Source organism: Proteus sp. G2618 (genome assembly GCF_009915995.1).
Taxonomy (GTDB): domain Bacteria; phylum Pseudomonadota; class Gammaproteobacteria; order Enterobacterales; family Enterobacteriaceae; genus Proteus; species Proteus terrae.
The window spans coordinates 255,585-268,917 of sequence record NZ_JAABNI010000023.1 but is presented as its reverse complement, the minus strand read 5'-3'; the positions used below and the strand labels follow the sequence as shown (position 1 = coordinate 268,917).

Sequence of the window (13,333 nt, the reverse complement as noted above, 5' to 3'; positions counted from 1 at the left end):
ACAATATCTAATCAATACGTACAAGTAACAACAAAACCCAATCAAACATTACAAAATCTAAATTATTACCATGGTTAACATAAAAAGCCCAATAGTACTCTTTTATCGATATTTGAAAAAAAAATATCAAAATTTGTGATCGAAATCACTTTGTTTGTTGTGAAAAGCCCCCTCCTACATTTTCCTAATTTTGTGATAATTATCACATGATAGTGTCAGGAATATTTTTGTTTTGTAAATTATTGCAGGGATAAATCTGAAAGTGATTTCAGTTTGTAAACAAAAAGAGTATAAAAATAAAATTATGTGATTATTATCACATAATGATTTGTGCTAAAAATCATGTTATTTCATTATCAAAACTCTTAATTAATTAGACACAAATAAGAATAAAACTCATTATCATAGAGTAGAGTTACTAATTATTCGTTTCAGCTTTTTTACCTTTTTATTAAATAACACTGCATAGATTTCCTTTTAAGGGATATTACCTTTTAGATACCCTAAACATTCAGTATCATATTGTGGTAAATAATGATTAAGGGGAATGTCAGATGCTGTGGTTTAAAAATATTTTGGTCTATCGCTTAAATAAAGAGATAGCGCTGTCGATGGATGAGTTAGAACAACAGCTTTCTTCATTGGCATTCACACCTTGTAGTAGCCAAGATATGACTCGAACAGGTTGGGTTTCACCAATGGGCGATCGGGGTGAAGCACTTATCCATGTAACCGGTAAACAAGTCATGATGTGCGCACGAAAAGAAGACAAAATCTTACCTGCGACAGTCATTAAGCAAGCACTGCAAGACAAAGTTGAAAAACTTGAAGGTGAACAAGGGCGCAAACTGAAAAAAACAGAAAAAGCGACCCTAAAAGATGAAGTAGTTCACACCTTACTTCCTCGCGCATTTAGTAAATTCTCACAAACTTTTATTTGGCTAGATTTAGAAAAACAGCTAGTCATTGTTGATTCAGGCAGTGCAAAACGCGCCGAAGATAACTTAGCCTTGTTACGCAAAACCTTAGGTTCATTACCAGTTGTTCCTCTGAACTTTAATGAATCTGTTGAATTAAAAATGACAGAGTGGGTACGCTCTGGAGAACTCCCTGCAGGCTTTACCTTAATGGATGAAGCAGAGTTAAAAGCTGTACTAGATGAAGGCGGTGTTATTCGTTGTAAGAAACAAGAATTGGTTTCTGACGAAATTGCGACACATATTGAAGCGGGTAAATTTGTTACCAAACTTTCTGTAGATTGGGAAGATCGTCTGCAATTTATGCTTTGTGATGATGGTTCTATCAAACGGATCAAATTCAGTGAAACTTTACGTGAACAAAATGACGATATCGATAAAGCCGATTTTGCCCAACGTTTTGATGCTGACTTTGTTTTAATGACCGGTGAATTAAGCGCCTTGATTGAACGCGTCACGGAAGTCCTCGGCGGCGAAGCAGAGTAACGCCATTTTATTAAAGAAAACAGCCTATCATTTTATCTAAATAGGCTGTTTTTTATTTAATAAAAATTTATTTTTGAATTAAATAACGGATAGTCGGACCATCTTGTTGAATATCTAATACGGTATATCCGTAATTTTTCGCATCAAGTGGAATATTGTTGATTGATTGAGGACAATCACTCACCACTTCTAATATTTCGCCTTTTTTCAGTGATGGCATAGCTTCAAGCGTTGCCACCGCAGGATAAGGACAAGGTTCACCGACCATATCTAGACGATAATCAGGAATAATAGTGTCTTTCTGGCTCATGCAATTTCCTTATTAATCTGCGTTGAAATAGATTGTGCTTGTTGGGCTTTTTTACGGAAAAAATGTTTTTCCCACCAAAGTAATAATACAAATGACACACCAAGCATCAGATACGTCACACCTAATCCCCCCACGGGGCCAAAGGTATCAAGTAAATTAATCTTGTCATAATCCGTTGCGATCACTGAGGCAAAATCATCCCAATAATAAGCCAGTAATGTTGAACCTATTACGTTACCAAGCCCAACCCACCAAAAGTGAATTTGGCCTTCAACGGCACGATACATCCAACCCGTTTCACATCCACCGGCCAAAACAATACCGAAACCGAAAAGCAAACCACCAATGACGGCATTCGGTCCTGCCCACATAATTTTAGGTGCAGCACCTAACTGAACATAGCTGAAGATCCCAATCGCACTCACCGCCATACCGATGATAATCGCTTTTGCCATATGGGTTCTGCCTGTTATCCATAAGTCACGGAAAGCAGAAGTAAAACAGATTTGCGCACGTTCAATTAAAATACCAAAACCAATACCGCCTAACATAGCGAAACCCAGTTTTGGTGAATCAAAGAGAATAATTAAAGACCACGCAATCATGGCAAAAAAGATCACCATTCCCAATCTAAAGCGGCGCTTCGCACGTTGTTTATCTTGAGTGATAGGTGAAGCTTGACTGACTTTTTGCAGTTTTACCGGAATACGAAACAGAGGCATCAATGATAATTTGGCACCAAAGTAAGAGCCGATTGCCGTTGCAACAGCAAAAAACCAAGCATGTAAAGAGAACTGAGGAATGCCAGTAAAGAAAGCAGCAAGGTTACACCCCATTGCTAGACGAGCACCAAAACCTGCGATGATCCCACCTAGAACAGCTTGAAGAATACGAATTTTATGCTGAGGATGACGAAGTTTGACGTTGTTAGCCCAAAGAGCGGCCATAATACAACCTCCAAACATTCCGATAATCATCACGCCATCAATACGCGTTAATGGCGTACCTTCAAGACCGATGATTTTAAAATAACCCCATTCTTCAGGATGAGCACCAAACCATTGCATAACGTGACCGCCCCAACGAGTAAATTCACCCGTGACAGCCCAGAAAGTGCCGGTTAAACCAAAGTAGTAAGTTGATAAGATACCTGCCGCAATAACAGCTGGAAGAGGCTTCCAAAAACGGATCAGGTATTGAGATTTAAATTCTGACCAAGACATGTTTTTTCCTAGAGCTTACCTCTACGAGAGACCCTCTCCACGCAGTAGGATTGGCCGAACATGTTACTCCAATAATTTTTTTATCAAAGAGTCAGTATTCAGATAAATGAGAGAAATTTGCGTTATAACAAATTTTTTGTAACAGATAGGTAACTTATCCCACTTATAAATCTTGTGATCATTCAATCTATAAGTGGGTAATAAGTGATTAGCAAATACGGGGTAATGGTTCGTTATAGGGTAAATCAAGAATACGGCTAGTCCCGAAAATTCCTGTTAACCGAATATAATTATCCTCGGTAACTTCACCAATAGTACAAGCGTCTTTACCTAAAGTATGTTGATGTAATGCTTCAAGTACTTGAGCTTCAGCTTCTGGTGATACCACTAAAACAATTTTTCCTTCGTTAGCAAAATTTAGTGCTTCAAGCCCTAATAATTCACAAACGCCACGAACAGATTGTTTCATTGGTAATTTGCTTTCATGCACATTCATGCCACAACCACTGGCTTGAGCAAACTCATGTAAAATTGCGGTCACTCCGCCTCGTGTTGCATCACGTAAGGCGCGAATTCCTTTAATTTGACGTAAAGGTGCAATCATTGGCTCAAGAACAGCGCAGTCACTTTGTAGATCCGCCTCTAATCCTAAATTTTCACGCAGATTCAGGATTGTTGCGCCGTGATCACCAATAGTACCGCTCACTAAGATCTTATCGCCCGCTTTGATATTGCTTGCCGCCCAATTAATTGCTGTTGGAATAACGCCAATACCCGCAGTATTGATAAAGATCTTATCCGCAGCACCACGAGGAACGACTTTCGTGTCCCCTGTGACAATCTGTATTCCTGCTTGCGCAGCTGCTTTTGCCATCGCCATCACAAGGATTTCTAGGGTTTCAAATGGAAGCCCTTCTTCAAGAATAAAACCACAGGAAAGGTAACGAGGAACCGCACCACCCACAGAAAGATCGTTAGCCGTACCACAAACAGATAATTTACCAATATTTCCACCGGGGAAAATAATGGGATCGATGACATAGCTGTCGGTACTAAATGCAAGTCGATCGCCAAGAGTGGTTAACTCATTTAACGCGATCCGCGCTTGGTCTTCTTTTTCATTTAATAATGGGTTATCGAACGCTTTTAAAAACAGTCCTTCGATAAGCTGTTGCATACCTTGCCCACCATTTCCTTGGGCTAAGGTGATTTCATCAGGTTGTTTCATATATTACCTTCACGGCGATACTGATAATAAGCCGCACATGCACCTTCGGATGATACCATTAAGGCACCCAATGCCGTTTCTGGTGTACAACTTTTACCAAAGAGCGGGCAATCGGAAGGTTTGCATCGTCCTGTTAATACATCGCCACAGCGAGATTGTGGATTATCTGCCACTTTCTGCGGTGCAGGTGTAAAACGTAACTCAGCATCAAACTCAGAATAAGCTGGTGTTAATTGAATACCTGACATTGGGATCTCACCCAACCCGCGCCATTCACTGGTTTCTTTTAACATAAACACTTCGCTAAGTGCTTTTTGAGCCAACTTATTACCTTCATTCGGTACAATGCGACTATATTGGTTTTCAATACTTAAAACATAATCTGTATTTTCTGCTTTTGCTTTAAGTTGTTTAATGACCATCAGTATAGCTTGTAATAAGTCTAATGGTTCAAATCCTGTCACCACAAAAGGCTTTTCAAATTCGTCACATAGCGGTTGATATGGCGTACAACCAATCACCATACTGACGTGCCCCGGTGCAATAAAGCCGTCAATGCGAACATCATCTTGCTCTAGTAGGCAACGTAAAGTAGGTACGATAGTAATATGCTGACAAAACAGAGAAAAGTTTTTAAGCCCACGCAATTTCGCTTGTTGTAGCGTCATTGCTGTACTTGGCATTGTCGTTTCAAAACCTAAACCAAAGAAGACAACTTGTTTGTCTGGATTATCTTGTGCAATTTTGAGTGAATCGAGTGGTGAATAGACAATACGAATATCACTACCACGACGACGTGCATCAAGCATTGAGCCATTACGACCCGGTACTCGCATTGCATCACCAAAAGTACAGAAAATTACGTCAGGACGGGCTGCGATTTCTAAACATGCATCAATTCGTCCCATCGGTAATACACAAACAGGACAACCCGGCCCGTGAACAAATTCAATTTCTTCTGGTAATAAGCGGTCTAAACCAAATTTGAAAATGGCATGTGTATGCCCACCGCATACTTCCATGATTTGTAATGGACGTTTAATAGGGTGAGGCCATTGTGAAATAGTTTCACGAATTTGGGCTAGTAAAGCTTTCGCAAGTTCGGGATCACGAAATTCATCAACGTACTGCATCATCAGCCTCTTCGAGGGTCACACCATAGACATGCTGTAATGCATCAAGAGTATCTTGTGCTTCTTGCTCATCAAGAATACTCATGGCAAATCCCACATGAATAAGTACCCATTTGCCTAATAATTCACTAGGTTCGCCTTCACATACCATTGAAATATTAACTGCACGTTTGACGCCACTGACTTCGGCATAAGCGAGTTGGTGGACGTCTTCGCCCACCTCAACAATCTTAGCAGGGACACCTAAGCACATAAACGACTCTCCAACCAAGCTAACCACTCTTCCATGCCTTCACCCGTTGTTGCTGATAACGCAATGATTTCGATATTTGGATTAACACGGCGAGCTGATTCAATGCAGGCTTGAACGTCAATATTTAGATGTGGCACTAAATCAATTTTATTGATAATCATTAAATCAGCAGCAGCAAACATATGCGGATATTTCAGAGGCTTATCTTCACCTTCAGTGACAGAAAGAATAGCGACTTTATGCTTTTCACCCAAATCAAAACTGGCAGGACAAACTAAGTTACCCACGTTTTCAATAAAGAGAACGCTGTTATCCTGTAAGCCTAATTGGTGTGTCGCATCATGCACCATTTGTGCATCAAGATGACAACCTTTGCCTGTATTTACTTGGATCGCTGGCACACCTGTTTCACGGATACGATCCGCATCATTAGTAGTTTGTTGATCACCTTCGATCACAGCACAAGACACTCGTTGCGCTAACTGTTTTAATGTTTGTGTTAATAGTGTCGTTTTACCAGAGCCTGGACTTGAAACTAAATTCAATGCCAACACATTTTGTTGTTCAAAATGTTCACGGTTATGAACGGCAATACGGTTATTTTTATCCAATACATCCATTTCAATTTTCAGCATACGCTTTTGGCTAATACCGGGAGCATGTGTTCCTGCTTCACCTTGGCCATAATGCATATTCTGATTTTCAATCACTGGGCTAAATTGCTCTTCGTGTTCGTGATCGTGGCTGTGAGAATGATGATGAGAGTGCTCATGGCTATGATCATGAGCATGGTCGTGACTGTGAGAATGGTCATGACTGTGTGAATGAGCGTGTTCATGATGATCGTCATGTCCATGATGATGTTCATGGAAAACAGGAGTTTCGTTTAGCTGTGCATCGTTATGAAAATGGAGGTGAACATCACCACTGTTATGGTAATAGTGGTGATGAACGATGATAGGCTGACCATGAGTTTCGTAGTTATGCTTATGCTTTTGTTCAGACTTATCAATATATTTATGAACAGTATTCGCTGGAGTAGCATTGTGTTCATGATGATGATCATGCCCATGATGGCTGTGATCATGATGATGACCGTGGTCGTGATGATCATGGTCATGAGAGTGATGATGGTGGTGCTCATGTGCATGAGGCTCTACGCCTTCAATTCTGACATTGCCTTCGCCACAACCGCAAGTGCTACACATATTCTGACTCCTGTACTATTCAATAAGAAGAATGTGACTCAGTGTCGCGTAAAATTTCTACACTATGATCTTAACTGACCACGGAAGAGAGAACGACGACTTAAATCAACTTCTGCTACGGATTGTGTCTGAACAGGAAGAGAAAGAGCCATTTTCACACTATTTTCAACCAACTCAACAGCATGTTCCGCTGCTAAATGTCTATCAAGTGGCGACATTAATGAACAAGCAAGATACTGCATCCCCCCCGCAAGCTCACCTACAACGAATTTAATCTGACCACAAGGTAATTCTAACCCAATGCGATCACCGACTTTTCGATGTGGCCATTCTTGTGAAGGCCCAGGGAAGACAACCAGTTCTAGCATCCAAGGCGTAAGAACAGCACCAATCCACTGATTTTCAAATAAGGTAAAGCCTCCTGCTTTTACAGGAACGCCTTCGCGATAAAAAGGGAGCCCTTTCATCTCTTTTTCAGCGATTTCACTAAAACGTGTTTCAAGTTGCTCAACAGGCGGTTCATCATATCCTATGATATCCCAGCTTAATTCACTCATGCTGTTACCTCTTTAGGTGTGACAGAAATGCCGTATTCACGCAAAATATTCACCACATGTTCTAGTGCAATTTCCATTGATTTCTCACCAATCTCAGACAGCGACATGCTTGGCTCCAACGATGCAGGTTCAATTCCCACTAAAATTAGTTTACGTGGAAATTCATCTGTCATACGCAGTGCCATTAATACATCAGATAAACCTAGCTGATGAGGAGAAATTTTCTGTGTAAAAAGTGCCGGAACATCATCATCATGTAACACAAAAATACTGCCAGGTTCATGATTACTTCTTACCGCATCGGCAACAATCAGGAGGTCTCTTGCTGCGATATCTTGCAAAATTTCCATACCTGATGTGCCGCCATCAATAACATCGACGTTCTCTGGTAAAGAGAAGCGCTCTTCGAGCGCTTCTACTATACGAACACCAATGCCTTCATCGCTTAGTAATAAATTACCAATACCTAAGACGAGAGTTCGCATTATAATACCTTCACCTTACTTAGTTCTTTACCTGTTAAATCAACCATATGCACAGCACACGCCATACATGGGTCAAAGGAGTGGATTGTTCTTACCACTTCTAATGGTTTTTTCGGATCAGCAACAGGTGTACCAACAAGTGATAACTCATAAGGACCCGGTTCATCATTAAAGTTACGAGGACCCGCATTCCATGTTGATGGAACAACTGCCTGATAGTTAGTGATTTTACCGTCTTTAAACACGATCCAGTGAGATAACATACCACGAGAGGCTTCTTCAAAACCCACACCTCGGTACTCTTTACCTGGTTCAAACTCTGGTTTAATAAAGGCAGCAGTATCGCCACGACCAATATTATCAACCAGTGATTGCCACAAGAAGTTTAGAGAATCTTGTAACACACACGCATGAACAGTACGTCCAATTATGCGTCCCCAAGTTGACTCTAACTGCTCATTAACCAGCGTTTCACCCGTTAACTTAGTGTATATCCCATTGATTTCGTTATAGTGTTTAACAGTCCCTTCATGCTTACCTGCTAAACCACATACTAACCATGCTAACGTACCCACTTCGACAGGTTTGCCATAGAATGTAGGTGATTTAACCCATGAGTATTTTTCGTTCTCATCCCAACCTGTATATTTAGGACGAGTCAAACCTTCCCACGGTTTTAATGGTTCATCATCTTCATACCATGCGTGTTTACCACTTTCTTCGATACCGTCTTTCAGGTTTTCATCTTTCCAGTCTTTAATTGGACGATACGTTGAGAAATCAACGCCTTCCATATAACCACCAGACAATAAAAACTCAGTGTTATTACCGTTAATAGGTAATTCAGGTACAGATAAATAGTAGTTCGCACCTTTACCAATTTTTAGCCACTCTGGGTAATAAGCAGCAAAAATAGCAGTATCGACTTTATAAACTTGTTCAATAAAATCGCCAAGATTATCGATAAAGTGCTTCACATACATTAAACGTTCTAAGTTAAGAACACTTGGTGCATCAAGGTTAATTGGGTTAGCAACACCACCTACTGCCAAGTTTTGAATGTGTGGTGTTTTACCACCAAGAACCGCAACGATACGGTTGGCATCACGCTGACATTCAAGTGCTTGCAGATAGTGAGCAACAGCAATCAGGTTAACTTCTGGTGGTAATTTCATGGCTGAGTGACCCCAGTAGCCATTAGCGAAAATACCTAACTGACCGCTGTCAACCAGACCTTGAATTTTCTTCTGAACCTTTCTGAATTCTTCAGCAGAGTTCAATTGCCACTGAGAAACACCTTTTAGCATCGCTGACGCTTTTTCAGGATCGGCTTGTAACGCTGAAGTAATATCAACCCAGTCCATCGCAGAAAGCTGATAGAAGTGGACGATATGGTCATGAAGAATATGCGAAGCCAAAATAATGTTACGGATATACTGCGCATTGACAGGAATATCCATACCTAAGGCATCTTCAACAGCACGTACTGAGGCAATTGCGTGAACTGTTGTACAAACACCACAGATACGTTGCACGATAATCCATGCATCACGAGGATCGCTTCCTTTTAGGATCTCCTCCATTCCGCGCCACATGGTACCGGAAGACCAAGCCTTAACAACTTTTCCGTTATCAATTTCACAATCGACGCGTAAATGCCCTTCAATACGGGTAATAGGATCAATAGTAATGCGTTGGCTCATGATTTAACCTCAGCCTTTTTTAATTGTATATTTGAATCTGTTTGTGCAGGTAAAACCGGCAATAAACGGATAATAAGAATGTAAGCAGTTACTTCAAACGCAACGAAACCAATAGAAATCAGCAATTCGCTTGCTGTTGGGAAATAGTGGTAACCATTTCCTGGATTGTAAGCAACTAAAGAGTAGTTCATACGCCACATTGCTGCGCCAATTAAGATAAATACAGCACAAACAAACAGCATTTTTGGACTACGGCGGTTATTATTTAAATGCATCAAAATAAGAGGAAGCAATAACAATGCAGTTTCAGCAATGAATAACCACGAGAACATATCCCCATTTCCGATATAACTCAGTTTACCGTTCCAAATGACCTCGCCCCAACGGCATACCAAGAATGCAATCAGTAACACTTCAATCACGCGTGTTAACTTGGTAAACAGTGGTGTTTCATCATCATTCATGGTGCGGCTTGCTTTTAGCAAAGAACCTTCAAAAATAACGATAGTAAAACCGAGGAGGAAAGCAGTTAACAGAGAAAACAGCGGTAACATCTCATAAGATTGCCACAGTGGATGTACTTTCCAACCCGCTGAAATCATTAATGATCCCATTGAGGATTGGTGCATGGTTGGCAGTAAAGCACCAAGGCCAATAATAAAGAACATCGCTTTATTAAGACGTTTCAACGACACTTTCCAACCTAAACGTTCTAATAACGCAGGTAAGAATTCTAATGCCATCACCATAATATAGATGGTCATACAGGTCGCTGTTTCAAACAACACGGAGTTAACGTTAAAGTATTGCGGCATAAAGAAGTGAGGCATGTTCCAATAACGACCAATATCAATAGCGATGGATAAACCACCTAATGAATAGCCGAACAAGCTCGCTAACAATGCAGGACGCACTAATGGGTGAAATTCCCCTTTATTAAAGACATAAACAGCCCATGCAAGTGCCCAACCACCACATGCAAAGCCTGTTCCTATCAATAAGTCAAAGGCAATCCAAATACCCCAAGGATATCCCCCATTCAGGTCAGAGACATCGCCCAGACCTAATACCAAACGCTTACCAATAAGAATAAAACCGAGCACAGCAAGCGGTAAAAATACTCTTACTGCTAGAGTAAATAACTTACCGCCAAGTGGACGAGGATCATGACTCGACATCGTTATCCTCCTTGTGGTGTTCCTGCTCTTGTTTTTTACTATTACGGTTAACCAAATAGGTGATCCCAGCAAGGGCTGCTATTGGTAATACCATGCCTTTATAAAGCGTATGTTGAATATATTCAGAACGCGCACCCGTTGATAATGGTGCCACTTCTGGCATTCCTAAATTGTCGAAAGGAACCGCAGAAAGTACCATGACTTGCGTACCGCCACCTTCAAACTCACCATAGATATGATCTTGATATTCAGGAATTTTATGTAGATAAGTATCGCCACCACTAATGGTTTGTCTTGGGTAATGATATTCTTCACCCGCTTTTTTCGCTAAACGACGTTTTGCTTCTTCTAGCAACTCTTCGCGTGTACCGAAAATAACTGCACCAGTAGGACAAACTTCAACACAGCCTGGTAATAAGCCTTTATCTAAACGCTCAACACCTTTTTGGTTACAAAGCTCACATTTATAGAGCTTACCAAATGGATCATCATAATCGTATTTTGGAATGTTATAAGGGCATCCCACCATACAGTAACGACAACCTGTACAGATATCCGCGTGATAATGGACAATACCGGTTTTTGGATCTTTGGTTAACGCAGAAACAGGACAAACAGAAACGCAGTTTGCATCAACACAATGCATACATTGTTTCTTAATAAAGGCATAACCGTTTTCCAGTTGGTCTTTATTTTCACCAGTACCATCACGCCAAATTTGAATAATGTTATTTGTGTAAGGACTTAATTTGTCATTGTTTGACCAAATCGGATCACCATTAGCGTAAGTATCACCACGCTCCATTGGCTCCGGGTGATTAATTTCCTGACATTTTGTGACACATGCTTGACAGCCTACACACAGTGTAGAGTCGTAGAGCATACCGAGAGACCCAGGAATTGGGGGACGGTTCTGCGCCGCAGCATGACTCGCAGTGGGTGCCATTCCCGCAAGGAGAACCCCACCTGATGCCAGCTTAAAGAAATGACGCCTATTCACCGTTTATCCTCCTGTGAGGCTCCTGTGGCATTCTTGTCACGACCTAATTGACGCACAGCCATGACACTGACACCCGCAACTGCACCCACGACAGCACCCAGTAAGCCAGCAGCACCATAAGAAACACCACCACCTTCTTTTGCATTAACATCAGGTACTTGTGCTTTTGGTGTTGGCTGATAAACGTTCGCTAATTGGAAAATACCTTTAGTAAAGCCGATACCTTCTTCGTTACAACCATAGCAAGGGTGACCGATACCGACAGGCCAGATCCCACCACCGACATCGCAGAATTCTAATGTTGGGCAGTTACCATACGTTTCAGGGCCTTTACAGCCTAAATGGTATAAACACCAGCCTTGACGATGACCTTCATCACCAAATTCTTTAGCAAAACGACCCGCATCAAAATGAGGACGACGTTCACAGTTTTCGTGAATTAAACGCTCATAAGCAAAAAGCGGTCTGTTTTTGCTATCTAACTTAGGCAATTTATTGAAAGTAATAATATGTGCAACAGTTGCTAAGAAGTTATGTGGGTTTGGTGGGCATCCTGGAATATTGATAACGGTTTTACCCGGTAAAATAGCTTCCAGTGATTTAGCTCCAGTTGGGTTACCCCCAGTAGCAGGTACACCGCCCCATGCAGAACATGAACCAATCGCAATAATCGCTGCAGCCCCTTCAGCGGCTTCTTTGATATGCTCAATAATTGGTTTTCCTGCAACCATACAGTAAACACCGCCATCTTTGTCTGGGATTGAACCGTCAACAACGAGGACGTACTTACCTTTATATTTCTCCATCGCATTGTGTTTATTTTCTTCAGCTTGCTCACCAAAAGCTGCAGAAAGCACTTCGTGATATTCAAGTGCGATAACATCAAGAACGAGGTTTTCCAGAGTCGGATGAGTTGCTCGTAATAAAGACTCCGTACACCCAGTACACTCCTGAGCACCAATCCAGATAACGGGTGGACGTTCAGGTGATGCCATTGCTTCTGACATTTCTGCGGCAGCTTTGCCGCTTAATCCCATGGTAGCTGACAGCGCAGCACACAATTTCATAAAATCGCGTCGGTTAATACCATGATGGGAAAAAACATTATTCCCCAAGGCCATATATCTCTCCTGATATGATGATTTTTAATTGGAATAATTTTAAAACACCGCCTTTTTAACACTCCGACACAATAATGACTTGATCATTATCAAGCGATAATTCATTAAAAAATAAATTATTCTTTTATGTGAGTAAAAACGTTTCAGCAATATAAGGTTTAATGCCTATTTTTTATATATTTCGTCATTTTAAATTTATTAAAACGCTATTTAATAATGATAAAGTAAATAGAAATAATTATCATTATCTCAAAAACACATTAAAGGAGGGAATTTAAATCATTATTAATTAATAACTTACAAAAAATACAAAAAACAACCAAATTATAAGACAATATATTTAAAATAATACAAAATTAATAATTCATTATTTCTAATTTCTAATAAAAATTATTAAAAATAAGTTCTAATATATTTTTTAATTATAATGATGACTCTTTTTTTCATATTATCAACCTTTATATTACATCA

General features: G+C 40.4%; 13 protein-coding genes. 1 reads left to right on the top strand and 12 read right to left on the bottom strand.

Features of this window, described 5'->3' with window-relative positions; translation table 11 throughout:
• Positions 1 to 554: 554 nt before the first annotated feature.
• Positions 555 to 1,463, top strand: a complete 909-nt coding sequence (rdgC, locus tag GWJ01_RS13305) for a recombination-associated protein RdgC (RefSeq protein ID WP_109393218.1) — start codon at positions 555 to 557, stop codon at positions 1,461 to 1,463.
• Between the two features lie 67 nt (positions 1,464 to 1,530).
• Here rdgC and yedF read toward each other — a convergent pair whose 3' ends face one another.
• The 12 genes from yedF to hybO all read right to left on the bottom strand — a co-directional run bounded on the left by yedF (position 1,531) and on the right by hybO (position 12,862).
• On the bottom strand, positions 1,531 to 1,773 hold the full coding sequence (yedF, locus tag GWJ01_RS13300) for a sulfurtransferase-like selenium metabolism protein YedF (RefSeq protein WP_006535172.1): 243 nt from the start codon (positions 1,771 to 1,773) through the stop codon (positions 1,531 to 1,533).
• Positions 1,770 to 2,996 carry a selenium metabolism membrane protein YedE/FdhT gene (yedE, locus tag GWJ01_RS13295; protein ID WP_075674241.1) on the bottom strand — a complete coding sequence of 409 codons (1,227 nt, stop codon included), beginning with the start codon at positions 2,994 to 2,996 and terminating at the stop codon, positions 1,770 to 1,772. Before yedE ends, yedF begins: the two co-directional genes overlap by 4 nt.
• Before the next feature lie 208 nt (positions 2,997 to 3,204).
• Complete coding sequence (gene hypE / locus GWJ01_RS13290) at positions 3,205 to 4,224, bottom strand: hydrogenase expression/formation protein HypE (RefSeq protein ID WP_109401324.1); 1,020 nt, start codon at positions 4,222 to 4,224, stop codon at positions 3,205 to 3,207.
• Positions 4,221 to 5,357 (bottom strand): hydrogenase formation protein HypD, encoded by a 1,137-nt coding sequence (gene hypD / locus GWJ01_RS13285; RefSeq protein ID WP_075674243.1) that lies wholly within the window; start codon positions 5,355 to 5,357, stop codon positions 4,221 to 4,223. The genes hypE and hypD overlap by 4 nt, the downstream gene beginning before the upstream one ends.
• A complete protein-coding gene (hybG, locus tag GWJ01_RS13280; RefSeq protein WP_006535180.1) occupies positions 5,344 to 5,610 on the bottom strand; it encodes a hydrogenase maturation factor HybG in 267 nt (88 codons plus the stop codon). Before hybG ends, hypD begins: the two co-directional genes overlap by 14 nt.
• Positions 5,601 to 6,818: a hydrogenase nickel incorporation protein HypB gene (hypB, locus tag GWJ01_RS13275; protein WP_109393215.1), complete on the bottom strand. Its 1,218-nt coding sequence runs from the start codon at positions 6,816 to 6,818 to the stop codon at positions 5,601 to 5,603. Before hypB ends, hybG begins: the two co-directional genes overlap by 10 nt.
• Positions 6,819 to 6,880: 62 nt before the next feature.
• Positions 6,881 to 7,375, bottom strand: a complete 495-nt coding sequence (gene hybE, locus GWJ01_RS13270) for a hydrogenase-2 assembly chaperone (protein WP_075674245.1) — start codon at positions 7,373 to 7,375, stop codon at positions 6,881 to 6,883.
• The gene (locus GWJ01_RS13265; protein ID WP_109401325.1) at positions 7,372 to 7,860 is read right to left on the bottom strand and encodes a HyaD/HybD family hydrogenase maturation endopeptidase; all 489 of its coding nucleotides are present in this window, start codon (positions 7,858 to 7,860) and stop codon (positions 7,372 to 7,374) included. Before GWJ01_RS13265 ends, hybE begins: the two co-directional genes overlap by 4 nt.
• Complete coding sequence (gene hybC / locus GWJ01_RS13260) at positions 7,860 to 9,563, bottom strand: hydrogenase 2 large subunit (protein WP_064718974.1); 1,704 nt, start codon at positions 9,561 to 9,563, stop codon at positions 7,860 to 7,862. The genes GWJ01_RS13265 and hybC overlap by 1 nt, the downstream gene beginning before the upstream one ends.
• On the bottom strand, positions 9,560 to 10,741 hold the full coding sequence (hybB, locus tag GWJ01_RS13255) for a Ni/Fe-hydrogenase cytochrome b subunit (RefSeq protein WP_075674247.1): 1,182 nt from the start codon (positions 10,739 to 10,741) through the stop codon (positions 9,560 to 9,562). Before hybB ends, hybC begins: the two co-directional genes overlap by 4 nt.
• Positions 10,728 to 11,741 (bottom strand): hydrogenase 2 operon protein HybA, encoded by a 1,014-nt coding sequence (gene hybA, locus GWJ01_RS13250; RefSeq protein WP_109393214.1) that lies wholly within the window; start codon positions 11,739 to 11,741, stop codon positions 10,728 to 10,730. The genes hybB and hybA overlap by 14 nt, the downstream gene beginning before the upstream one ends.
• Complete coding sequence (gene hybO, locus GWJ01_RS13245; protein WP_109393213.1) at positions 11,738 to 12,862, bottom strand: hydrogenase 2 small subunit; 1,125 nt, start codon at positions 12,860 to 12,862, stop codon at positions 11,738 to 11,740. The genes hybA and hybO overlap by 4 nt, the downstream gene beginning before the upstream one ends.
• Between the last annotated feature and the right edge of the window lie 471 nt (positions 12,863 to 13,333).